The sequence below is a fragment of the Allorhodopirellula solitaria genome (genome assembly GCF_007859855.1).
GTDB classification, from domain to species: domain Bacteria; phylum Planctomycetota; class Planctomycetia; order Pirellulales; family Pirellulaceae; genus Rhodopirellula; species Rhodopirellula solitaria.
Genome location: NZ_SJPK01000010.1, coordinates 121,699 through 144,231, shown reverse-complemented (window position 1 = coordinate 144,231; position 22,533 = coordinate 121,699). Strand labels below are relative to the sequence as shown.

20 protein-coding genes are annotated in these 22,533 nt (G+C 58.4%); 12 read left to right on the top strand and 8 right to left on the bottom strand.

Annotated features, from left to right (window positions below; genetic code table 11):
- The first annotated feature begins 2 nt into the window (after positions 1-2).
- The 5 genes from CA85_RS17790 to purN all read left to right on the top strand — a co-directional run bounded on the left by CA85_RS17790 (position 3) and on the right by purN (position 7,223).
- Complete coding sequence (locus CA85_RS17790) at positions 3-1,112, top strand: class I SAM-dependent methyltransferase (protein ID WP_146392696.1); 1,110 nt, start codon at positions 3-5, stop codon at positions 1,110-1,112.
- A gap of 68 nt (positions 1,113-1,180) precedes the next feature.
- Entirely contained in the window at positions 1,181-2,329 is a 1,149-nt protein-coding gene (locus tag CA85_RS17785; protein ID WP_146392760.1) for an aminotransferase class V-fold PLP-dependent enzyme, read from the top strand.
- Between the two features lie 55 nt (positions 2,330-2,384).
- Positions 2,385-2,867, top strand: a complete 483-nt coding sequence (gene coaD / locus CA85_RS17780; protein WP_146392759.1) for a pantetheine-phosphate adenylyltransferase — start codon at positions 2,385-2,387, stop codon at positions 2,865-2,867.
- A 157-nt stretch (positions 2,868-3,024) separates the two neighbouring features.
- Positions 3,025-6,624, top strand: a complete 3,600-nt coding sequence (gene ileS / locus CA85_RS17775; RefSeq protein WP_146392695.1) for an isoleucine--tRNA ligase — start codon at positions 3,025-3,027, stop codon at positions 6,622-6,624.
- Positions 6,624-7,223: a phosphoribosylglycinamide formyltransferase gene (gene purN, locus CA85_RS17770; RefSeq protein ID WP_146392694.1), complete on the top strand. Its 600-nt coding sequence runs from the start codon at positions 6,624-6,626 to the stop codon at positions 7,221-7,223. The genes ileS and purN overlap by 1 nt, the downstream gene beginning before the upstream one ends.
- A gap of 217 nt (positions 7,224-7,440) precedes the next feature.
- Here the strand turns inward: purN and CA85_RS17765 are convergent, their stop codons facing one another.
- Positions 7,441-7,854, bottom strand: a complete 414-nt coding sequence (locus tag CA85_RS17765) for a four helix bundle protein (RefSeq protein WP_246112941.1) — start codon at positions 7,852-7,854, stop codon at positions 7,441-7,443.
- Between the two features lie 966 nt (positions 7,855-8,820).
- On the opposite strand from CA85_RS17765, the gene CA85_RS17755 reads away from it, so the two are divergent.
- The 5 genes from CA85_RS17755 (at position 8,821) to CA85_RS17735 (ending at position 10,941) form a co-directional block, all read left to right on the top strand.
- A complete protein-coding gene (locus CA85_RS17755; protein ID WP_146392693.1) occupies positions 8,821-9,513 on the top strand; it encodes a DUF899 domain-containing protein in 693 nt (230 codons plus the stop codon).
- 158 nt (positions 9,514-9,671) lie between these two features.
- Entirely contained in the window at positions 9,672-9,935 is a 264-nt protein-coding gene (locus CA85_RS17750) for an SRPBCC domain-containing protein (RefSeq protein WP_146392692.1), read from the top strand.
- 3 nt (positions 9,936-9,938) lie between these two features.
- Positions 9,939-10,181 carry a YciI family protein gene (locus tag CA85_RS25780; RefSeq protein ID WP_246112924.1) on the top strand — a complete coding sequence of 81 codons (243 nt, stop codon included), beginning with the start codon at positions 9,939-9,941 and terminating at the stop codon, positions 10,179-10,181.
- A gap of 107 nt (positions 10,182-10,288) precedes the next feature.
- Complete coding sequence (locus CA85_RS17740) at positions 10,289-10,708, top strand: DoxX family protein (protein ID WP_146392691.1); 420 nt, start codon at positions 10,289-10,291, stop codon at positions 10,706-10,708.
- Entirely contained in the window at positions 10,705-10,941 is a 237-nt protein-coding gene (locus tag CA85_RS17735) for a YciI family protein (RefSeq protein ID WP_146392690.1), read from the top strand. The genes CA85_RS17740 and CA85_RS17735 overlap by 4 nt, the downstream gene beginning before the upstream one ends.
- 543 nt (positions 10,942-11,484) lie before the next feature.
- Here CA85_RS17735 and CA85_RS17725 read toward each other — a convergent pair.
- The 7 genes from CA85_RS17725 to ffh all read right to left on the bottom strand — a co-directional run bounded on the left by CA85_RS17725 (position 11,485) and on the right by ffh (position 20,486).
- Positions 11,485-13,290 (bottom strand): TolC family protein, encoded by a 1,806-nt coding sequence (locus tag CA85_RS17725; RefSeq protein WP_246112923.1) that lies wholly within the window; start codon positions 13,288-13,290, stop codon positions 11,485-11,487.
- Between the two features lie 131 nt (positions 13,291-13,421).
- Positions 13,422-14,774, bottom strand: a complete 1,353-nt coding sequence (locus tag CA85_RS17720) for an HlyD family secretion protein (protein ID WP_146392689.1) — start codon at positions 14,772-14,774, stop codon at positions 13,422-13,424.
- 101 nt (positions 14,775-14,875) lie between these two features.
- Positions 14,876-16,999: an ATP-binding cassette domain-containing protein gene (locus tag CA85_RS17715; protein WP_146392688.1), complete on the bottom strand. Its 2,124-nt coding sequence runs from the start codon at positions 16,997-16,999 to the stop codon at positions 14,876-14,878.
- A gap of 181 nt (positions 17,000-17,180) precedes the next feature.
- The gene (gene rplS, locus CA85_RS17710) at positions 17,181-17,534 is read right to left on the bottom strand and encodes a 50S ribosomal protein L19 (protein WP_146392687.1); all 354 of its coding nucleotides are present in this window, start codon (positions 17,532-17,534) and stop codon (positions 17,181-17,183) included.
- Between the two features lie 137 nt (positions 17,535-17,671).
- Positions 17,672-18,379 (bottom strand): tRNA (guanosine(37)-N1)-methyltransferase TrmD, encoded by a 708-nt coding sequence (gene trmD / locus CA85_RS17705; RefSeq protein ID WP_146392686.1) that lies wholly within the window; start codon positions 18,377-18,379, stop codon positions 17,672-17,674.
- Between the two features lie 22 nt (positions 18,380-18,401).
- Entirely contained in the window at positions 18,402-18,812 is a 411-nt protein-coding gene (gene rpsP / locus CA85_RS17700; protein WP_315852718.1) for a 30S ribosomal protein S16, read from the bottom strand.
- 201 nt (positions 18,813-19,013) lie between these two features.
- A complete protein-coding gene (ffh, locus tag CA85_RS17695; protein WP_146392684.1) occupies positions 19,014-20,486 on the bottom strand; it encodes a signal recognition particle protein in 1,473 nt (490 codons plus the stop codon).
- 227 nt (positions 20,487-20,713) lie between these two features.
- Between ffh and CA85_RS17690 the strand changes: the two genes are divergently transcribed.
- Entirely contained in the window at positions 20,714-21,064 is a 351-nt protein-coding gene (locus CA85_RS17690; protein WP_146392683.1) for a hypothetical protein, read from the top strand.
- A 111-nt stretch (positions 21,065-21,175) separates the two neighbouring features.
- Positions 21,176-22,531 carry an NAD(P)/FAD-dependent oxidoreductase gene (locus CA85_RS17685; protein ID WP_146392682.1) on the top strand — a complete coding sequence of 452 codons (1,356 nt, stop codon included), beginning with the start codon at positions 21,176-21,178 and terminating at the stop codon, positions 22,529-22,531.
- Positions 22,532-22,533 lie beyond the last annotated feature (2 nt).

Here is a 22,533-nt window from a genome sequence, read left to right as displayed (position 1 = left end):
TCATGTCAAATCAAGACCGCACAATCGATCGCTATCAAGAACTGATGACCATCAACGCGACGTCGCATCTCTTGCGAGCCGCGCGGACGGTTGGGTTGTTGGATGAGCTCGCATCCGGCCAGAAAACGCTGCCGGAGCTATCGGAGAAACTGCAAATTCCCGAGCAGCGACTGCTCCTGCTGCTGAAGTCGCTGATTCCAGTCGGGATCATCGAGCAGTATCAAGAGGACTATGCCCTCTCGGCCACCGCCCGGTTGCTCTGCCAGTACGACACCGACCTCGGTGATGCGACCTGGGAACAGCTAGCCGATGCCCTCAAAAAATCGCCAAGCGATGCACCGGGGGAGACCCCCGGGCAAGTCGACCCGGCGGAGCAATTGCGGTTGCGGGCCGATGCGGTGGCCGCCACTCAGTGGGTGCATACGCCCGCTGCCATGCAAGCGGCCGAAATTCTTGGATTTGGACCCGACCAAGAGAGCGTTGAAACAACTGGCGAAAGCCCTGAAATTGCTGCCCAGAGCGAGTCGGAAGTGGACGCATCCTCCGGTACGGTCACTGGCGAGATCGTCACGGATTCGGCCGCGAGCGAACCCTTCGAATTGCTCGATCTCGGTTGCGGGTCGGCCGTGTGGAGCTGCGCGATGGCCTTTCGCGAACCCGCGATTCACATCACTGCAGTTGATAGCGAGGCAGCCTTGGTCGCTGCCCAATCGATGGCGGACTCGATCGAATTGAAGGATCGCTTCGAAACGAAGGTTGGCGATGTGCTCGGCATCTCTCTCGATCCCGATACCTATGACATGATCGTGATCGCGCAGCGGCTGCACGCTTATTCCCCCGCGCAGATTGATGAGATTCTCGCCTCCTGCCGCGCGGGATTGAAAGCCGGTGGGCGAATCGTGGTGATCGACTCGTTCCAAGGCCCGCATCGCCCCACACTATCGGAATCACTCGAAGCCCTTCGCTTGCAGGTGCAGTCAGCCGAGGGTTCGGTCCCTGAGCTAAAGGCGGCCGAAGAGAAACTCCGCGGCGCTGGCTTTGAAAAAGTGCAGTTCACCTATATCGCCGCCAGCCGAGTTGGATTGGGGATGATGATCGGGAGCAAGCCGTGACCGATTCGCTGACCCGGGAGCCCTGCCCGAGCCAACTCGACGAGGTCTGGACATGGTGGCGTGATCAAATGCCGGTGGCGCGCCGTTGGGCGTACTTGGACCATGCCGCGGTCGCGCCACTGAGTCAGCCGGCCGCCGAAACCCTGCGCGACTACACCGAGATGGCAGCGACCAGCGGCGATGTCCATTGGTTGGAGTGGTCGGCCAAGGTGGAGTCGCTGCGAAGCCTGACGGCGGAGTTGATTCACTGCGAGAAAGACGAAGTCGCACTGATTCCCAATACGACCGCCGGGATCAACTTTGTCGCAGGCGGCTATCCCTGGCAGAGCGGCGACAACGTGGTCTTGCCTGAGGGTGAATTCCCCAGCAATCATTACCCGTGGCTGAACCTGGCGTCAGAGGGCGTCGAGGTGAAACTCGTGCCGCGCCGTCAGGGACGCGTCGAGGTGGACGATTTGATCGCGGCGATGGACGATCGGACTCGCTTGGTTTCGGTCAGTTGGGTGGGCTACGCGAGCGGATTTCGTATCGATCTCGAGCGATTGGTGGACGAGGCTCACCGCCGCGGTGTGCTCGTGTTCGTCGATGCGATCCAGGGCATGGGGATGTTCCCGCTCGACCTCCGCAGTTGCGATGTCGATTTTCTATCGGCCGATGGGCACAAATGGATGCTCGGCCCCGAGGGCGCGGGCGTGGCGGTGATCCGTCGCCGTCACCTGTCGTTGTTGCGATGCCAGAACGTCGGTTGGGCCAGCGTCCGCAATGCCCACCTGTTTGCTGCTGGGGAATTGGAGTTGCGGGAAGATGCGGCGCGGTACGAAACCGGCTCCGCGAACATGCCGGGGTTGATGGCGTTTGCTGCCTCCTTGGAAATGTTTGTCGAAGTCGCACGCCGCCATGGCGCGTCGGCAATCGGTGATCGCGTGCTAGAGCGATCCGCCCGGCTGCGCAGCTTGATCGCCGAGCGGGGTGGCAAGCTGCTCTTTGACAACTCGCCCGCCCCGACCCACGACAGCGGCATCGTGACGTTCGAGGTCGATGGTGAATCCCCCGCTGATTTCCGTTCGCGTGCGCTGGCCAACGATGTCGTCGTCAGTTGCCGTGGCGGGGGCGTGCGGGCCAGCGTTCATGTTTACAATGACGACGCTGACCTGCACCGTCTGGCCGATTTGATCTCAAACTCCCCGTCCAATTCAGGGACCTCCTCTCTTGTCTGACTCCATCCCCACTGAGTCGCGTTCGGACCGCAGCGAACTCTCTCACCGCATCGCGGTGTACACGGGATCGTTCGATCCGATCACCTCGGGCCATCTGCATATCATTGAGCGCGCGTCGAAGATTTTTCAAACGCTCGTCGTCGGCATCGGTATCAATGCTGACAAGCGACCGCTTTTCGATATCAACGAACGTGTCGAGCTGGTTTCGGAAGTCACCCGTGAGCTCCCCAATGTTCGTGTCGAAACATTCGATACGCTCGCGGTCGACTTTGTGCGCTCGCTCGGGTCCGGTGTGATGGTCCGGGGGATCCGCCCGCTGACGGATATCGCGGGCGAGTTCACCATGCTGATGGCCAACCGGCAGCTCGATCCCGCCATCGAGACCGTGTTTCTGATGGCTGACGAGCGGTTTGCCCACGTCAGCAGCTCGTTGCTCAAGCAGATTGCGATGATCAGCGACGATGATGACCATCTCGCCAAATTTGTCCCCCGCGAGGTCGTCGCGGCGATCCGCACGAAGCTACGTACCCCGGCGTGACAACGCAGTCCCCGGCGTGACAACACGCCGAATTGTTCCATTGGCGACGCGAAAACGATCGGGGCTGGGGAAAAAGTCGCGGAGAACCTAAAGTGTTGCTTTGGAGTCCTGCTAGATACTCCATTTCCGTCCTGGTTCCTCTACGTTTTGGTTTTCGATGTCCGCGAAACCCGGCCCTGCTCCCTCTTCCACTGATCCCACCCCATCGGCTGCGGAAAAGGCGTTTCGCGCCGCTGCGGCGAGCCCTTCTTTTCCCGCGCTCGAAGAAGAGGTGCTGGCATTTTGGGATGAGCAGCAAATTTACGAGAAATCGCTGGCTCGACGGGCCGACGCGCCCACCTTCGTTTTCTTCGAGGGACCACCCACAGCGAACGGGATGCCGCACCCAGGCCACTGCTTGACCCGGGCGATCAAGGACGTTTTTCCTCGCTATAAAACGATGCGGGGCTACCGGTGTGAACGCAAAGCGGGCTGGGATACCCACGGATTGCCCGTCGAGGTGGAGGTCGGTAAAGCACTCGGAATTCACTCGAAAGAGGAGATCGAAGAATACGGGGTCGAACCCTTCATCCAGAAGTGCCAACAGAGTGTGTGGCGATACATGCAGCAGTGGGAGACGCTCACCCGCCGGCTCGGCTTTTGGGTCGATCTCGGCGAGGCGTACGTGACCTACCGTCAATCCTACGTCGAGAGCGTGTGGTGGAGCCTGAAGAATCTGTTCGATCGCGGATTGCTCTATCAGGGGCACAAGATCGTGTGGTGGTGGGCTCAGGGCGGCACCGCGTTGTCTGCCGGTGAAGTCGGCCAGGGGTATCGCGAGGTGGCCGACCCCAGCGTGTATGTGCTCTTCCCGTTGATCGCCGCGTCGGACGCCGCCCCTAAACGATCGCTCGTTGTGTGGACCACGACGCCCTGGACCCTGCCCAGCAACATGTATGCGGCGGTGAAAGCGGACCTGAACTATGCGGTCGTCGAGGACGGCGAAACGGGCGAACAGTTCGTGCTCGCCGCAGCCCTTGTCGAAACCCTCGCGGCCAAGATGAAACGCGAATTGAACGTCGTCGAGACCGTCTCCGGTGCATCGCTGGTCGGCCGTCGCTACGAACCCCCCTTCGCCGACTACCACGATCGGTTGAGCGATCCACAGGGTGCGCTGAAATCAGGTGGTCAAGAACATTGGTATTGGCGGGTCGTCGCGGCGGATTTTGTCACGACGGATTCCGGTAGCGGCCTGGTGCACCTGGCGCCGGCCTTTGGCGAAGTGGATTACGAGGTGTTCAGTGAGCAACGCAGCCGATTCGCCGAGGGCGAAGCCCCTGACCTGTTGTGCGCCGTTGGCCCCGACGGAAAATTCACTGCTGAGTTTCCCGAGATGGAAGGCGAATGGGTGAAGTCGGCTGACAAGGCACTCACGCGGCAGCTTCGCGACGGCGGCAAACTGCTCTACCAAGAACAGTACTTGCACGATTATCCGTTCTGCTGGCGGGCGGACCAGGATCCACTGATCCAGTACCCGCGCGAGAGCTGGTTCATCCGCACGACCCAGTTCCGCGATCTGATGTTGAAGAACAACTCGCAGATCGGATGGCAGCCCGAGCACATCCGTGACGGACGGTTTGGGAATTTCCTCGACAGCAACGTCGATTGGGCGCTCTCACGCGAACGATACTGGGGTACGCCGCTGCCGATCTGGGTTTGCGAAACGACCGGCAGAATGGAAGCGGTCTGCAGCTACGATGAGGTGCTGGCGAAACCGGACGTGCAGGGAACCGAGGTCTGGGAGGAAGCCAAGCGAGCCAATCCGGAATTGGCCGATGATCTCTGTGTGCATAAGCCGTATATCGACGCGGTCACCTACGCGTCGCCATTCGCCGAAGGTGCGCGGATGAAACGCGTCAGCGAGGTGATCGATTGCTGGTACGACAGCGGCGCGATGCCGTTTGCTCAGTGGGGGTGGCCACACCAGAACGCCGATCAATTCGCCGAACAGTTTCCTGCCGATTTCATCAGCGAAGCGATCGACCAAACCCGAGGTTGGTTCTACAGCCAATTGGCGATCAGTACGATGTTGTTCGGCGAGGGAGCGTCGATCGATGTGAGTGATTCGGCAGCCAGCGGTTCTGCAGGGGCACCGAGCGGTTCCGCTGGCGCATCGACCCAACTCGCCGACCGGCGCTCCGAGCAGGCCTACCCCCATCCTTATCGCAACTGCATCGTGCTCGGCTTGATGCTGTCACAGTGGTTCGAGGCGACGGACGAAGACGGCAAGAAGGTGGTCGCGCTGACGCAGGAGGAAACTGCCGAGCATGCGGGACTGTCTTTCACTAAGAAGACCGGCAAGATGTCCAAGCAGTTGCGGAACTACCGCAGCCCCTCGGAGATCTTTGACCGCTACGGCGCCGATGCGATGCGTTGGTACTTCTTCGCCAATCAAGCTCCGTGGAATTCGATCATCTATTCCGACAGCGCGATCCGCGACTCCATCCCCGAGTTCCTGTTGCGGCTTTGGAACACATTCAGCTTCTTCACGATCTATGCCGAGATCGATGGTTTCGATCCCACCACGGCCACCGACGCCGACGATCAACTGACCCCCGAAAGCCTTGCCTCGGCACCGACCTATCGACCGGCTTCGCAGCGCAGTGAAATCGATCGTTGGATCCTCTCGGAGCTAAACGTGGCCATTGGCACGATCACCGATCGCATGGATCGTCTCGACAACTACAACGCCTGTGCTGCGATCACTTCGCTGCTCGATGGGTTGAGCAATTGGTATGTCCGCCGCAGCCGTGACCGGTTTTGGGCGAAGGATTCCCAGTCCGCTGACAAGCATGATGCGTATTGGACACTGTATGAAGTCCTCGTCCAGCTCACCAAGCTGATCGCTCCATTCGTTCCGTTTCTGGCCGAGCGACTGTGGCAGGAACTCACGCGCCCGTTCGGTGATCGGGTCCTCGCCAGCGTTCATTTGTGCGACTATCCCGCATCGGATGAGACACGCGTCGACACGCAGTTGTCGACTTCAATGAAGGTGCTCCGTGAGATCGCATCGCTGGGACGGGCCGCTCGCGCCGATGCCAAACTCAAGGTTCGCCTACCGCTCGCGGCAGTCGAGGTGGTGTTGAGCGAGGACACCCAGATCGCTTGGTTGCAATCACACGATTCGCTCGTGCGGGAAGAACTCAACGTCAAATCGGTCGCCTACACCACCGACGGTGGCGACTATGTGCAGTACAGCGTGGTACCGAATTTCAAACGGCTCGGGCCGAAGGTGGGCAAGCAGATTCCGGCTGTCAAAAAGCTGCTCGGCGAAGCCGATGGGAATGAACTGCTCAGCCAGCTGCAGACGACCGGCACGGTTTCGTTATCGCTGCCCGACGGCAGCACGTTGGAACTCGACAGCGACGACATCGAGGTGCGATTGCAGGCACGCGAGGGTTGGGCCGCCGCCCAGGGCGCCTCTTGCGTGGTCGTTCTCAATACCGAGGTCACCGAGGAGCTTCGCCGCGAAGGCATCGCCAAGGACTTGATTCGGGCGATCCAGAGCCAAAGAAAAGAGATCGGCTGCGAATACACTGATCAAATCGAAGTCGGTGTGGTCACCGAAGACGCCGACATCCGCAAGGCGATCGAATGTCATCGCGAGATGATCTGCCAAGAGACTTTGGCTCGTCAGCTTGTGATGGATGGGCTGCCGAGTGTCGAGGCAGTCGAGATCGAGAATGGCGAACTGTTTGTAACCAGGGTAAATGATTGATGTCCGCGTCGAGCCGCTCCCAAACGATCCCGATCGCCGTGTTCCTCAGCGGCAGTGGCCGCACGTTGGCTAATTTGATCGAGCATCGTGATCAGCACGGACTACCGATTGACATTCGCATCGTGATCAGTAGCCGCAGCGACGTCCGCGGCGTCGAGATTGCGAGACAGGCGGGTATTGAAACCCAGATCATCCGCCAGCGTGATTATCCCGATGCCAACGGGTACAGCGCAGCCATGTTCGCCCCGCTCGGCGAGTTAGGCATTGAATACGTCGTCATGGCGGGCTTCCTCAAACACGTTTTGATACCCCATGCGTTCGAAAACCGCGTGCTCAATATTCACCCCTCGCTCCTTCCCGCCTTCGGAGGCCAAGGCATGTACGGCAGCCGGGTGCATGCGGCGGTGATCGAGCGGGGCGTGAAGATCACCGGATGCACGGTCCATTTCGTTGACAATGAGTACGACAACGGTCCCATTGTCCATCAACGATCCTGCCCCGTGCTCGCCGACGATACCCCCGACAGTTTGGCTGCGAGGGTGTTTGAGCAAGAGTGTTTGGCGCTGCCCGAAGCGATCGAAATGATCGCATTGACCTAAGCTCGTCTTGTTCTGCCTTTTCGCCCCAACGGGGGCGGTCCTCTGAAAGCCTTGGGTTGAAGAAAGAGAGGGGCGAGCACTTTGCCAACGGAGTTGCCATGGGCTTCACGGCATCGCAATAGCAGATGGTGGCCGAGACGCTGAACTGATAGACCTCTCGCCCAGCAGATGCGACTCAGATCGACCTGGTTAGCTTGCGTCATGCTCGTGCTCGTGCTCAGCGAAGCGGTGCTCGTAATCGATCCCAGCATGATACTCCGCGCCGAACTCCGCGACACCATCGAATTACATCGCCATTCGAGTCAGCACCCGCGACGATCCGGTAGTGCATCGCTTTCCTTGCCGCATCGCCTTTCATTTTGATTCCGTTGGTCCTCAACAGCACGTCTTGGATATTGGCACACTCCAAGGCGGACCTGCGTGCGATGTCGAGAAGCCGGGCACGACCCTTCTGGCTTCGTTTGTCATTGCCCTTTGCAATGTTGGGCGGAATCGATCGTGCGGCACGCAACCATTGGTCGCGAGCGTGACGATACCAACCGCTAAATGTCGAGTCGTTCGGGGGCAGGTGTTTGCTCGGACATAGAGGCTGGTTTCGATTGCGAGCACCGTCGCTGACGTGACTGAGCACGAGCACGAGCACGAGCACGAGCACGATTCAATTCCCTCTGACTCGATGATCTCGATGTGGCCGTCCAAAAAGGGTAATTTGCGGTGTCGCCTATGTGGCGAGTATGAGCAACATACTTGTCTACGATTGAAGGTACGAATCGCGTCGGCAAACGCGGATGTCGAACGAGGGCGATATCATTCTGCTGGAAGTTCAGGATCGTTCACTCTGGAATCGTGCTTTCGTTGACGGACCTGCTGCATTCCACAAGAGGCGAGTTGCTTCGCCAGACAGGCCAACTCGACAAGGCAGCGGTAGCACCGCCGTGCATTGGAGCTGGCTGTGCAGGAGCCTGAGCGGCGATTCCTTGAGGCCAAGCTGTTGGAATTGCAGGCGAAAGCGTGAGTTCGACGAAGGGCGGGCGAATATGGTTCATCCGACGGAAGCGTGCGCAGAGCCCAGCGGAAGGTTTTTTGACGCATGGCTCTCGTATCCGATGATCGTTCAAAAATGCGTCCCTGACGAACAAACGCTCGCCAGGGACCGACAACACCATTGGCGTACCGCTTTGGCAGGGAAACGCTGGCGACCGAGATATCCCTCGCCAAGCCAGCACCTCTGCAAAGCTCGGCTCCGTTTCTCCCGGCAGTGCCAGTCTAAAATTGATAATCACATCCCACAAATAAATCCTTCGATACGGGAGCCATGCCTTGAAAACCTCGGGCGCACGCTTCCGTCGGATAAGCCGCAAATTTCTCGTTTCTTCTTCGGCCTCCTGTCGATTTCGTCTGTCTCCGATCGACCAGTTGTTGAAGGAACGGAAAACGTCCTGTTCTGAGGAAACGAGAACTTGGGAGTCAAACCATGCAATTGCTTTGATGTCGAATCATCCCGGGCTGAACGCCGGGCCGTTTGAGATTCGAGCCGCCAACGAAGAAATCACCTGGATGAATGAAGAACGTCAAACTGCCGTGGAAGGAGAATCCCATGACTAAGCTCGCTCTGCCTGACATCGTTTCCAACGAAAAGTGGGAACAAGCACTCTCTGAACTGCTGGAGCACGAAAAAGCTCACACGCGCGCTGGCGACAAACTCGCTTCCAAACGCCGTCTGCTGCCAATGGTCAAGGTCAATGAGCAGTTCGAGTTTAAAGGGCCAGGCGGCAACACAAGCCTACTCGGCCTGTTCGAAGGCCGTCGCCAATTGATCGCCTACTGTGCGATGCTGGAACCGGGAGTCGCTCCCTGCGAAGGCTGTTCCATGGTGATGGACAACATTGGGCACAACCTGGCCCACGTCCATGCGCGTGACACGACTTTCGTTTTTACTTCCCCGGCCCCCCAAACAGAGATCGCAGCATTGCAGCAGCGAATGAACTGGAATGCGCCGTGGTACACCGATCCCGGTCGAAGATTCGCCGATGCGTTCGGTGCCGGCAAGGGGTTTGCCGCCAATGTTTTCATTCGTGACGACGTCAATCGTATCTACCGCACCTATTTCACAACGAACCGGGGCGGCGAGTTGTTCGACACCAATTTTAGGTTGCTTGACCTGACCCCATACGGACGGCAGGAAAAATGGGAGGACTCACCCACAGGCTGGCCACAGAGTGAGCCATACAGGTGGTGGCGACTTCACGATGACTACGACAGTGAAAAACGCCAGTGTGATATTTCATGATTCGTCAACGTCAGCCCACCCGTGAATGCTGTCGAATCCACAGGGGCGAAACCTCGCCCAGACCACCATTGAACAGATTTTTTTGAGGGGTGTCGATTTGAGCGAAACCGATTCGACTAACCATTAAACAACCACCACAAAACATGAGAATCCTTTCCATGTCTGCTACCTCCAATACCGTCACACTGCATCGCGTGCTGAAAGCCCCGCCCGAGCGAGTCTACAAGGCCTTCCTCGACCCTGACGCCTTGACGCGTTGGTTGCCGCCATATGGATTCGTCGGCAAAATTCACGAGATCAATGCCGTCGCCTCGCCGATTTGGATGGCCATGTCTGGGAGATGCTTTGGATGGACCCCAGCAGCATGCAAGAGTAAGGCAGACATTCAAAAACCACCGTTCAACAAACGAACTGGAGAGTAGTCGATGAGAGTCATGGTAATGGTCAAAGCGGCCAAGAGTTCTGAAGCAGGTGAACTGCCCAGCGAGCAATTGATGGCCGAGATGGGCAAGTTCAATGAAGAACTCGTCAAAGCAGGCATCATGAAAGCCGGCGACGGTTTGAAACCCAGTCATGAAGGTGTGCGAGTTCATTTCAGCGGATCAAAACGCACTTTGACCGACGGACCCTTCGCAGAAACCAAAGAATTGATCGCTGGGTATTGGTAGTGGGAAGTCGATTCGATGGAGCAAGCGATCCAGTGGGTCAAACGTTGTCCCAACCCCATGCCGGCGAAGAACCGCAAATCTAATCAGGAAAGCACAGGAACCAACAGATGCATGTATCAAGAAAACGGTGGACCACTGGCTGGGTGCTTACCGTGCTGGTCGGACTATTCATGATCGGCGCCAGCGGCATCCCGAAATTCTTCGACTTCCCTGGCAAGGACGAGATGATGGCGAAACTTGGATTGCCTCTCGAACTGATTCCCACAATCGCTGCACTGGAAATCACCGTGACATTGATTTACCTGATCCCGCGGACGTCTTTTCTGGGAGCCATCTTGATGACGGGATACCTCGGCGGAGCCATCCTCACCCATTTTCGCGTCGGCGAACCGTGGTACTTTCCACTGATCATTGGGATCGTCGCGTGGCTCGGAATCGCACTACGACGATCAGAGATATTGAAGTTGGCGTTTGGACCCTGCGCCAACCAACCGATCAAACGTGGAACAAAGGAGAGCGGAAGATGAGATACATGCTGCTGATCTACGGCTCAGAGGATGGATGGACCGAGGGCGAGCGGACTGAGTGCATGCTTGATTCCATGAAGATTTGCGACGAACTGGAAGCGCAAGGAAAGTGGGGCGCCTCGTCTCCGTTGCATTCGGTAACGCCTGCGACCTGTGTCCGCATTCGTAGTGGGCAACGACAAATCATTGACGGCCCGTTTGCCAAAACGACCGAACAACTTGGCGGCTACTAAGCACGTCTGGGGAAGTTTTTCCGCATAACTCAATTAGCCGGTGGGCGTTAGCCCCGGTTTTCTGCCGCCAAACGCGAAGCGTTGAAGGAACCGGGGCTAACGCCCACCGGCTAATAGACCGAAACAACTACCCCGACCTGCTTACATCATCGACGCGGGCGAACAAAGCTGCGACCGCAGTGGCGGAGTCCGTCGAGGAAAGGGACCTCACGGAAGGGAAGTATTGCCGAATTGCCGTCGATGCTCCGGACTCTGAGCCGGACCAAGTATCAATTGGAGCGTCACGGGAAATCACGACAGGTAGCGACACTTCCGGCCACCGTGCCCATGGCGTGTCGCGATCGTCTGACCCAACAGAGGAGCCGTATGAGTCAAGGCTCACGTACGGATCTGTGCGGGGGGCGGCTGGCAACAGCCGGCCCTACCGCGATCCTCAGAAAATCCACTACGTTGGATCGGTCTCGGCACTCGGTAGCCTGCCACTCAATTCCGAGAAGAGTTCCCGTCGCACAAGCCAACGGGGAATCTGAATGATCCAGGTGCCTACGGCGCGTTGCGGTGACGTTTCCAATCGGCTTCGAGTTGTTCGGCATCGGGTGGCGGTGGCACCTCGAGATGGCCTGGGCCCAACATTTGGCTTTCGGGCAAATCGGAAATCAGCATGGCTTGGTCCAACGGGTCGAGTGCGAGGGCAAGCTGTAGTTCGGCCAGGGCCGAAAACCATTCACGCTGCGCCTCGATCAGCTTGATCTCGGTTTCGTTGACTTTGGTTTCCAACAGGTTTAGGTAGATCAGATCGATTTTGCCACTGTCAAACGCGAAACGGTAGCGTTGGAGTGTCTCCAGAGCCGCTTCCAGGGCGATATCGAGTTCGCGTGCGATTTGGGTCGCCAGCTGCAGTCGGTTGGATTGGGTTTGCAGCTCCACGGCAATTTTATCGTAGGTCAGCCGAAGCTTTTGATCGATCTGATTGAGCTTGGCGGAGGTGGATTGGATCTTACCACGCGCCTTGCGGCGTTGGATCGGGACGTGGCTCTCAAATCCGATCATCAGTTCGAACTCGCCTTTATCGTCCGCATAGGTTGCCTGCTCTCCCATATCCTGGGAGGCCTCGGAAATGAAATCGAAGTTGGGTAGAAGGTCGTTATCGGCGAGGCGCCGGTCCCACTGCGTGCTGCGCATCTCCAACTGCAGCAACTCCGGTTCGGGGCGGCGGCTGATCGCGGCAGTTAGATCCGCCTGCAGATCGATGGGAGGTTGGGGAGTGATATCGGGAAACCGCTTGGGTAGCCATTGGTGATCCGGCGGCATTGGCTGTCCCGTTTCATCTCGCAGATACAGCCCCAATTTGAAGGAGAGTTCGCGAAACTTTTGTTCCGCCTTGAGCAGCAATGCTCGGCGTTCGGCGATCAATTGTTGATTGAGTATCAGGTCGATCTCTGCAAATTTGCCTGCCCGCACTCCGACCTCATACTGTTTTCCTCGCTTCTCGGCGAGCTCCCACAGTTCCCGCTGGGCTTGCAAGATTGACCCGGCGGAGACCCATTTCCAGTACAGGTCGATGGCCTGCCGTGACGTTTCTAGGATGGTTTGCTGCAGCCGTGGAAGAGCTGCCTCTCGTTGGAGCGAGGCTTGGAAGACTGCGACGCGTTCGGCATCGATCGCGCGTCCACGCAGGAGAGGCTGGGCCGCTTTGATTTTAAATTCGCCAGCATCATCGGTCTGGCGCCCTTTGTACCATGGCTGATAGTAGCCGCGGCCGATCCGGTATCCGGCCGAAAGGTACCCGCCCCACCAGGTCCGCCGGGCAAGCCCCAATTCGTTGCGGTAGTTGCGATAGTAACCCGTAGGCTCGCTGAGCGATTCGGCATAGAACTTGGTGTCGTAGGTGCCATAGGCAGACGTCAGATCACCTTGAGCGATTGGTTGCAATTGCCGGGCTTGCTCGATCTTTGGGAACGATTGGTACAGACTGGCAACGACATCAGCCAGTGTCAGTGATTCGCCATGGGCTTCTTCGGCAGCAACGCCTTCAGGTGCCGCGATGATTTCGGGCGAGGCAACGGTATCGGGCGATCCAACGACATTTGCCGGCGCAACGTTGCCACCCGGCGCGAGGGTTTGCGGTGGCCCGGCGGCCGCTCCATCGGTCCGCGCCGTGGCGGGAGCGGATGCGGGTGGGTTCGGCAGCGGTGCCGCGGTCTGGGCGGGCTCTCGCTCATCGTCCTGGACCATGCTTAGAAAGTTAGCAAAGGATTCAGAATCGTTTGAATCGGCTGTCGCCCGCTGCCGTGCCGAACGGAGCTCGGGCGTCTGAGCGGGCGCGTTCGGTGAAAACAATGCCGCCACCAGGACACCGGCGAGAGCAGTCGCGATGCCCGAAAACCCCGGGCTGCCCACTCTGGAGACGGATTGGAGGGGGCCCGGGCTTGTTAAAGCATGGTGATGATTCGGGGGCTCCAGCGAGAGAAAGTGCGCAGCTAGATCTTGGGCAACTTGACCTTGACTGCCTTTTTCTCTTTGGATGTTCCCGGTTCGTCGCCAGCCACGACTGGCGGGAACCCGTTCAATTGACGCCATATTTCGTAGCCTAGTGGCACTCGCTTTAATAAAACCCATCCATTTGCACGGATGCCCTGCCGTAGGTATCGGTCATCCGGCCAACCCTGCTCCCGCTCAAAATGATTATCAGGCGTGACGACGACACGAAAATATCCGGCACCGTCGTCAGTTGGGAGGATTCGGTTGACTTTACCGCCAAATGTTCCGATGGCGACTGATGGCCAGCCGACGAACTGCACTGCTGGCCATCCATCGAACCGCAATCGCACGGGGTCCCCCGTTTGGATCAACGGAATGTCCATGCCACGAATCTTCAGCTCCACTGCCATTTCATCGGCGTCGGGCACGATGACGAATAGCTGATCGCCCTGTTTGATCGTATCGCTGCCCTCGACCCCGAACCATTGTTGAATGTATCCGGAGCGGGGGGCACGAATTTCCAACCGATCCATCTGGCCGCGTTGATTGCGAAGGTCGAGGATCTCCTTTTCAATGTTATTGATCTTTTGCATGTCTTCGAGAACCTTCTGGTTCGCGGTGCGGTTCTTGATGTCGATCTCTTGCTTCTTTGCTTCGATCTGCTCTTCTTTGGACAGCAATGATGCGTAAACCTCCGCCACCGCATTTTCCGCTTTCAAGACCTTGGCGGACTGCGACTCCGCCGCTCGGCGTTTGGAGAATAGCTCCTCACGGGAGACCAAGCCCTGTTCGGCGACGCGTTCAGCGATCTGTAACTGGTTGCGTTTATCCTCGAGATCGGCCTGCAGTGAGGTGACCTCGTTCTTGGCCTGTTCCCATTTCTGGTGGGCAGCTTGGTATTCCTGTCTGAGTGATTCCGCCATCCTGCGGCCACTGCTCTCTTGCAGGTCCGCCGATTGTTTGGCCACCTCGAGGCTGGCCAACGCGGAGGCCTCTTTCGATTCCATCGCAATGATCTGCGTTTCCAATTGATCGACAGCGTCGATTGCGAACGGGGTCAGCCGCAGGAGCAGCTCGGATTTGTTGACATAGCTACCCTCCCGCAAACCAGGCTTGACGTAGCTAACAACGCCCATCGAGGGGCTGAGCAGTGGTTGTGGGCGTTGTTGGGGATCGAGCGCGACGACGGTGCCGAGACCGCGCGCCGTCTGTCGCCACGGCACGAAGACCATCGCCACCATGGAGATCACCAATGCCGCGAAGGCTAATTTGCCAATCATCCGTACGATCCGGCCGGTACGGACCATTTGCAGCGTCGGGAAATCGTCGGTCGATTCAGGCGTACTGATCATGGTTCAAGCTAGCAGAGAAAGACAAACAGACAGACGGAGCGTTGATGTGGGCGTTGGTGTGAATCGAAACCTTCTAGCCATCGGCTCATTGGGTAGGGCATTTACTTTCGGACGGTGACTCGATTGTCACACCACTGAGCGACATCTTCTTGATGAGTTACGATGACGAGTGTCCAGGGAACCCCATCGGCAGCAATGCTTTTCCAAATTTCTTGGCGTCCTGCTTCGCCCAACCCGTCGAGCAGACCATTAATGATTAACAACCGTGGTCGCGAGGCGAGCGCGCGAGCGATCATCAGCCGAGATTGTTGGGCAACTGAAAACGGCCGGCCATCGGATAGCAGCCGCGTATTGAGTCCACTCTTGAGTTGCAGCATCACTTCACCCAACCCAGCTTCGCGGAGAACGTCGCGGACGCGGCTGTGGTCGATGCCACCCCGCCCCAGGTCAATATTCTCTCGGAGTGTTCCGTCAAACAGAGAGGATTCTCCCGCATACGCGACGATTTCTCCCGGAGCACCAAGCGCCGCTTCGACGGCATCGTAGCCAGCGATCTGAATCAGTCCTGCGGTGGGAGCGGCTAATCCGCCCAAGGCGCGTGCGAGCCGTGATTGTCCACTCGGATCGTCACCAACAATCGCAACAGTCGAACCGGGTGACAGCGAGGTTGTCGAGACCCGCGATCGGCCAGTGGGCGAGTCGAACACCAAATCGGACCATGAGACCTCTGCGGGGCCGGCCGGAATCTCACCGACCTCGGCGCGAGGGTCGACTGGGATATCGAGCAGGTAACCGACCTTATCGATGCCAGCCATCAGGTCATAGAATTTTTCCAAAGACTTACCTGCTTTGGCGAAGGCACCGACGACGACGGTGACAACCAATTCGCTGGCCACGAGTTGCCCGAGCGTCAATTGGCCGTCGATTACCAGCCAGCCGCCAAGGCTGAGTAACGCTGTCGAAGCCACCACCTGCAGCCCCACTGCAAAAATGACCTGCCGAATCACGACACTGAATTGCCGGCTGCGAGCATTGAGATAGTCGACTGTCAGCTGGTTGGCTCGCTGGATCGCCAGTTGCTCGCCTCCGCCGATTTTAAAGGCGTTGGGCATGGCGATCACATCTTGCAGCCAGTGCGCGACGCGGTACTTGCACCCCGATTCATCGATCGCCGTCACGACACCACCGCGTCCCAAGATCCACGTCATCGAGATCATCGCCAACACCAGGACGATGTCAAAACCGAGCAGAAAGGGATGGTAGAACGCCAACAGCAACAATCCAATGATCGTCGTCAACACGATCGATACACCGTCGAGCAGCAGGACCGAGGTCGCTTTTTGAATCGTGACCGTATCGAACACGCGGTTGGCAAACTCTCGGGGGAATTTCTCCGCGAACGCGTCCTGGTCGGCGCGGGGGAACCGGTGCACCAAGTCGTTGACGATACGAACAAACTGCCGGCGTTGGATGATTTCCACGACCCAGGTCTGCAGCACCTTCAAAAAACCAGCGATCCCCAGACAGATCAGCAGCATGCTGGCCAAGACCAACAAGGGCTGGAAATAAACACCCCAGCTGACCACGTTGACGAGGCTTTCGACGATCAGAGGCGTCGCTAAACCCAGGACTCCTGAGACGCCCGCAAACAGAGTGACCAGCTCGATATCGCGGCGATCGAGATGCAGCAGTGCGATCAGACGACGCAGCGGAGTGGGGCGATCGCCGGATGGTTTCTGCTGGCCATGACCAGACGTTGCTGAGAGCGAATCGCACTCAAATTCTTTCTTGGCAACCAACATTCTCACCTGCGACAAATCGCCGAGTAGTCTCGTTAGTTCCGATTTGCCCAGGGCGCGGTGATCCACATGGTCGCCGATCACCGCGGAATCGATCTTGCGCCCATCGGGCTTTTGCAGCACAACCAAACGATCGTCGGGCAAGCTGAAAGTGAGCGGAAAGCCTTGGCGGACGGTTGCGAAGATATCGCCGATTGAAGGAGCAGACGTCTCCAGCAAATTGATCCCTGAGTTCTTGGCGCCTATGAACAACGGCCCCAACGGGTCTTGGTTGGTACCCTCCATGGGGTCCGTTGCCTTCATGGACGCCTGATCCATCGGCTGTTGCAGTGTCAGGGCCAGCGCCGACACTGCTTTCTCCATCGATGCGATCGTTGGTCGACCGCCGGCGGAGGGATCGGAATCGGGTTCAGCGTCAGCGCTCATCAGCTCTATACTTCAGACATGCGAAATCAATACGCCATGCGCATTGGTAGGTTTCCTAGTTACCTCGTATCGCCTCGCGGGCAGTCCCGCTCCATTTCTGAGGTGGCCTGTTGGACGCTAGGCCGGCGGATTCACCGCCCTCCCCGAGCGAGGGAAGGACGTTGAGGATTGAAGCTCTCGCTCAAACGCGGCGGCGCTCTTTCAGGCGGACAGCTTTGCCGACGCGATCGCGGAGGAAGTACAGCTTCGCCCGGCGGGTAACCCCGCTCCGCTTGACTTCGATCTTGTCAATTCGGGGGCTGTGAACAGGGAATTTCCGTTCGACGCCTTGGCCAGCAACGATGCGGCGGACCATGAACATTTCCTGCGATCCCTTGCCCGAGCGGCCGATCACGACGCCACTGAAGACCTGGATGCGCTCTTTGGCACCTTCGAGGATCTTGGTGTGTACGTCGACGGTATCGCCGATATCAAACTTGGGGGCTTCTTCTTTTTGGTTGGCCTTGTTGACCATGTCCATGATGGCATTGCTCATGACGTTTCTCGCTATCTTTTTGGAGGGCTGGCTAGATTGTGAAAATGGAGTGGGTGACGCGTTGCTCGATAAGTTTTCAGTGTGCTTCGGGGAACGCCCGAAACGGCTCCGTCTTTGAAAAACTCATCAGCAGATGCTTAGGACTCGTCGAGCAAATCGCTGCGGCGCGTCCTGGTTCGAATCAGTGTTTGCTCAGCCCGCCAGGCGGCAATTGCCGCATGGTCACCGCTGAGCAAGACCTCGGGAACGAAGTGTCCTTCGAATTCACGAGGCCGGGTGTATTGGGGGAATTCCAGCATCCGGTTTCCGCGGCTGAAGGAATCGTCTCGGTGGCTGTTTTCATCGCCAAGGACGCCGGGGATCAACCGCACGACGGCATCGATGATGGTCATGGCAGCGACTTCGCCTCCATTGAGTACGAAATCGCCAACACTTATTTCTTCTGGCTCCAAAATATCATGGACCCGTTGGTCAAAACCTTCGTATCGACCGCAGAGCAAAACAATCCGCTCGCTGGTGGCGAGATCCTCTGCCACGCGTTGGTCGAGTCGTTTGCCTTGCGGCGTCAGTAGGATCCTGCGGGCAGGGACTGGGGGTTTCCCTGAATCAGCATCCGACTCGATTTCGCGAACACAATTTATCGTGGGTTCGACTTGAATCAACATCCCCGGGCCGCCGCCGAACGGACGGTCATCGACTTTGCGATGAGGTACGTTTTCGGCCCACTGCCGCAGATCATGACGTTGGATGTCGACCAGCCCTCGGACGATTGCCTTGTGCAACAAACTTTGCGTCAGGTAACCGTCAAAAATCGCCGGGAACAGGGTAACAACGTCAATCCTCACAGGGTTTTACTCGCCGGACAGCTTACTCGGAGGCAGTCGTTTCGGCTTCGGAAGCCGCAGGCGACTCTTCAGCAGCAGGTGCAGGCTCTTCTGGCTTAGGAGCTTCCGCTTTGGGCTGAGGAGCAGCGGTAACGGGCGCCGGGGTATAGTCCTTGCGGCGTCCAAGTCGCTCGAGTGCCTCACGTTGGGCATCGAGGTGCGTGCCTTCGGTGCCGTACTTCTTGATCAGGGTCGCGCACTTCTCGCTCGGTTGAGCACCGACGCTGATCCAATAATCGATGCGGTCGCTCTTGAGTTGGGCACGCGCGTCGGTTTCGGGGCACATCGGGTCGTAGAAGCCGAGTTCCTCGATCACGCGTCCATCACGCGGTTTGCGTTGATCCATTGCACAAACACGAAAGAAAGGACGATGAGTGCGTCCCATTTTTTTCATGCGAATTTTGACAGCCATCTCGGTCAGGTCTCCAAAAAGATAATTAGCGCCTATCCGAAAAGGGGTCTGACCCTTTGGAGGCAAGTCGATTTCATTGAATTTGTGGCCACGCCGAAGAGGGTCAGACCCCTTTTCGAACAGGCACTGTTAACATGGGTTTCGGTTCGATTGATCACAAAACGCAGAGAATCACCGTGGTGCTCAGCGACGTTTCCGTTTCATCTTGCGTTTGAGCTTCTCGCGTTCTTTGCGTTGTTTTTCCCGCTCGGCGGGCGACAGGCGTTTGCCGGTGGATTGTTTGATTTTGGCGCCACCCCCGCCCATGCCCGGCATCGCTCCACTTTGCAACTGACGGAGCATCGCCATCCGATCGCCACCACCCTTGCCCGACATCATTTGCATGATCGGTTTCATGGTGTCGAACTGTTTGATCAACTGAGTGATCGACGAAGATTGCACTCCCGCTCCAGCGGCGATGCGGGTTCGTCGGGCTGCATCGATTAGCTTTGGGTTTTTGCGTTCGGCAGGCGTCATCGAGTTGATCGCGCCGATGATCTGTTTCATCTGGCCGCCAGCCTCTTCGCTGTCGAGCGCCTCTTTGAATTGGGACATCCCGGGCATCATGCCCATCATGCGCCCCATCAGCCCGGGCTGAGCGACTTTCTGCATCAAGTTTTTGAAGTCGTCGAGCGAGAACTGGCCGGAGGCCATTTTCTCTTCGAGTGACTCACGTTCACTTTCGTCGACAATTCGGTGGGCTTCGCGGGCTGCCGCGACCATGTCGCCCATCTGCAAGATACGGCCGGCCATGCCCTCGGGGCGGAATGGCTCGAGCGCGTCAAATCGCTCGCCGGTACCAATGAATTTGATCGGGACGCCGGTCACCTGTTTGACAGACAGCAGCGCACCACCGCGGGCGTCACCATCGAGCTTGGTCATGACGACGCCATCGAGCTCGAGAGCATCGTTGAACGCGCCCGCACTGTTGACCGCGTCTTGACCCGTCATGCCGTCGACAACGAGATAAACCTGATCGGGGCCAACTTTCTTGTCGATTCGCTTGAGCTGGGCCATCAGCTCTTCGTCGATCGCCAATCGCCCGGCGGTATCGAGGATCACCACGCGGTTGCCGTCGCGGCGAGCGCGGTCGACACCGTTCTGGCAGACCTTCACAGGGTCTTGGTGGTCGGTCTCGGTGTGAACGGGCACGCCGAGCTGTTCACCGATAATTTTGAGCTGCTCGATCGCGGCAGGACGTTGAAGGTCAGCGGCGACGAGCAACGGCTCGATCTGCTGCTCGCGGAGCATCTGCGTCAATTTGCCGCAGGTCGTCGTTTTACCGCTTCCTTGCAATCCGCACAGCATCAGCACGGTCGGGCGGTCGGCTTTGAGATGCAGCGACGGGTCGACAGGACCGAGGGTCTCGATGAGTTCCTCGTGGACGATCCGCACCAATTCCTCGTGCGGGCGAAGGCTGAGCAAGACCCGTTTGCCGAGAGCTTTCTCGCTCACATGGGCCATGAATTCCTTCACGACACTGTAGCTGACGTCGGATTCGAGCAGCGATTGTTCGACGATTTTCAGGCCGTCGCGCATATTGCCCTCGGTCAGCTTGCCTTTTCCAGACAAGCTTTTGAAAGCGGATTGCAGGCCTTCAGAGAGGGAATCGAACACGGGCGAGGGGTACGCAGAGTCGGCGAGGGTAACGGAAAGCCCGACAGTTTACGCATCACTGGGGGTTTTTGTAAATGGACAGCCGCTATTTCTAGAAAATTGTGGCGGTGACCAAAGGTGTCCACCCACCGGCGATCCTATTCACTGTCGAGCCAAGAGCATCTCACACGGTGTCACGGCTCGTTTTTGATTGCCCAATCGCCCCTATCACGGAAGAGACCTCTATCATGGCTAAGTATTACGTTCAGTGTGGAAACCGCAGCGTTGTCGTCGAAGCGATGGACAGCCAAGCGGCCGCGATGCATTTGATGGACTTGGTCATGAAACCCCATGGCTGGATCTATGACGATGCTGACTTGAGCGACGGAGATCGGCACGCGCACCTCGCCATCGAGGCGCTGCTCACTTTGGCACCGGAGATTCGGGTCAGTGAGCAGGGGCTCGATCGCGGCGATGCCACCCCCCTCGGCACGCCCGAAATCCTGCTACTCTGGCACCAGACGATGTCCGGCCTCAGCCGCTTGTTCCGCTCGGCAGGGTTGGCGCCGAAGCCGCTGCGAGAACTCACCGCCAGCTGAGTAACGGGCACCGCCTATCATCGAATTGCCCCGGTGGGGCGAAGAGGGGAACGAAAACTGCGTCAGGAAATCGGCTGGAACCCCAACGATTTGACATCTCTAGGCTTTGCCATGACTCTCCCTGACCGATCTTCGCCCTCGCAGGTGCTCGTTATCGGTGCCGGCGTGGCTGGCAGTACGGCCGCGATCCGGCTGGCCCACTTGGGTCACGCCGTCACGCTCGCCGAGAGGGCAGTGTTTCCTCGGGAGAAAATCTGTGGTTGCTGTCTCGGCGCCTCAGGCCTGCAGGCTCTCGACGCCATTGGTGCCGGAGAACGGGTTCGCGAGCTGGGCACGCCCACGAATCAGTGGGTGGGGTACCTGCAGACCCGGCCTTCACCGACGGGGTCTCAGCCCATTCCATGCGGCGGTGCAGCGGTTCGCTTGCCTGTTGCGGCAGGGGTCGCGATCTCCCGCAGTGTGCTGGACCCGTTGCTATTGGATCAAGCCAAGCGGGCTGGCGTCCGCGTGTGGCAGCCGTGCGAGGCTCAGGTCGTCTCCACTACGAACTCGCAAACGCGTATTCGGTACCGGCCCATCAATCACATGGGATCGTGCCGTGACTGGCAGTTGACCGACGAGTTTGACTTGGTCGTCGTGGCGACTGGGCTGAGCGGAGTGTTTGCTGGGGGACAGCCGGGCGGCGAATCCGCACCGCATGTGCCAAGGTGGCAATTGCCATGGCGGCAACCGCCCCACGGTCCGCTGGGGGTTGCTGCCCACCTGCCTGGAGGGCATCAGCTCGCCCGCCAGTGGAATCTCGCGGACGGTGAAATTCAGATGGTGTGCGGTGACGAGGGCTATGTCGGATTGGTGCGATTGCCGGGCGGGGCTATTGATATCGCGGCGGCGCTGCGATCCCGACGGCAGCGGCCGAGCGGCCAGGCCGGCGATCGTCTTGGCGAGGCTAGTTCCGGTGCTCCCGCCGATCGCTTGGCGGCGCTCCTGATGAGCCACCCGGAAATCTCAGCTAACATGGGCCAGCAAGTTTTTGCGTGGTTGAGGGACGAGGCTGATTTGATGACCGCGCCCCCTCTACGTCGCTCTCGTTGCGCCGGTCGTGACGGGGTGGTGCTGATTGGTGATTGCGCGGGGTATGTCGAGCCGATGACGGGCGAGGGGATGACCTGGGCGATCGAAAGCGGTTTGGCGATCGCGGATTTATGGAACGGTGCTTCCGCTCGATCCGACCTGGCAAATCTTTGGCAACACAAATTGCAAGCACTTCAGCGTAAGCGGCGCATCCTTTGCGGTGGCGTGACCCGTGCGATGCGTTCGGCGTGGCTGCGGCGAGCGGCCCGCCTGGGGCTGGCTCACGCCCCGTGGCTGGCGATTCCGATAACACGTGGTCTGGCGCGGGGGGCAACCTTCGAACAAACCGCTCAGCACCTCGATTCTCAGCACCTCGATCCTCACCACCACCAATGAAC

What these genes read in the sequence shown, in the direction of transcription:
- CA85_RS17790 (WP_146392696.1), top strand. Translation starts at nt 3, where the DNA reads ATGTCAAATCAAGACCGCACAATCGATCGCTATCAAGAACTGATGACC.
- CA85_RS17785 (WP_146392760.1), top strand. Translation starts at nt 1,181, where the DNA reads ATGCCGGTGGCGCGCCGTTGGGCGTACTTGGACCATGCCGCGGTCGCG.
- ileS (WP_146392695.1), top strand. Translation starts at nt 3,025, where the DNA reads ATGTCCGCGAAACCCGGCCCTGCTCCCTCTTCCACTGATCCCACCCCA.
- purN (WP_146392694.1), top strand. Translation starts at nt 6,624, where the DNA reads ATGTCCGCGTCGAGCCGCTCCCAAACGATCCCGATCGCCGTGTTCCTC.
- CA85_RS17755 (WP_146392693.1), top strand. Translation starts at nt 8,821, where the DNA reads ATGACTAAGCTCGCTCTGCCTGACATCGTTTCCAACGAAAAGTGGGAA.
- CA85_RS17750 (WP_146392692.1), top strand. Translation starts at nt 9,672, where the DNA reads ATGTCTGCTACCTCCAATACCGTCACACTGCATCGCGTGCTGAAAGCC.
- CA85_RS25780 (WP_246112924.1), top strand. Translation starts at nt 9,939, where the DNA reads ATGAGAGTCATGGTAATGGTCAAAGCGGCCAAGAGTTCTGAAGCAGGT.
- CA85_RS17740 (WP_146392691.1), top strand. Translation starts at nt 10,289, where the DNA reads ATGCATGTATCAAGAAAACGGTGGACCACTGGCTGGGTGCTTACCGTG.
- CA85_RS17735 (WP_146392690.1), top strand. Translation starts at nt 10,705, where the DNA reads ATGAGATACATGCTGCTGATCTACGGCTCAGAGGATGGATGGACCGAG.
- CA85_RS17720 (WP_146392689.1), bottom strand. Translation starts at nt 14,774, where the DNA reads ATGATCAGTACGCCTGAATCGACCGACGATTTCCCGACGCTGCAAATG.
- CA85_RS17715 (WP_146392688.1), bottom strand. Translation starts at nt 16,999, where the DNA reads ATGAGCGCTGACGCTGAACCCGATTCCGATCCCTCCGCCGGCGGTCGA.
- rplS (WP_146392687.1), bottom strand. Translation starts at nt 17,534, where the DNA reads ATGAGCAATGCCATCATGGACATGGTCAACAAGGCCAACCAAAAAGAA.
- rpsP (WP_315852718.1), bottom strand. Translation starts at nt 18,812, where the DNA reads ATGAAAAAAATGGGACGCACTCATCGTCCTTTCTTTCGTGTTTGTGCA.
- CA85_RS17690 (WP_146392683.1), top strand. Translation starts at nt 20,714, where the DNA reads ATGGCTAAGTATTACGTTCAGTGTGGAAACCGCAGCGTTGTCGTCGAA.
- CA85_RS17685 (WP_146392682.1), top strand. Translation starts at nt 21,176, where the DNA reads ATGACTCTCCCTGACCGATCTTCGCCCTCGCAGGTGCTCGTTATCGGT.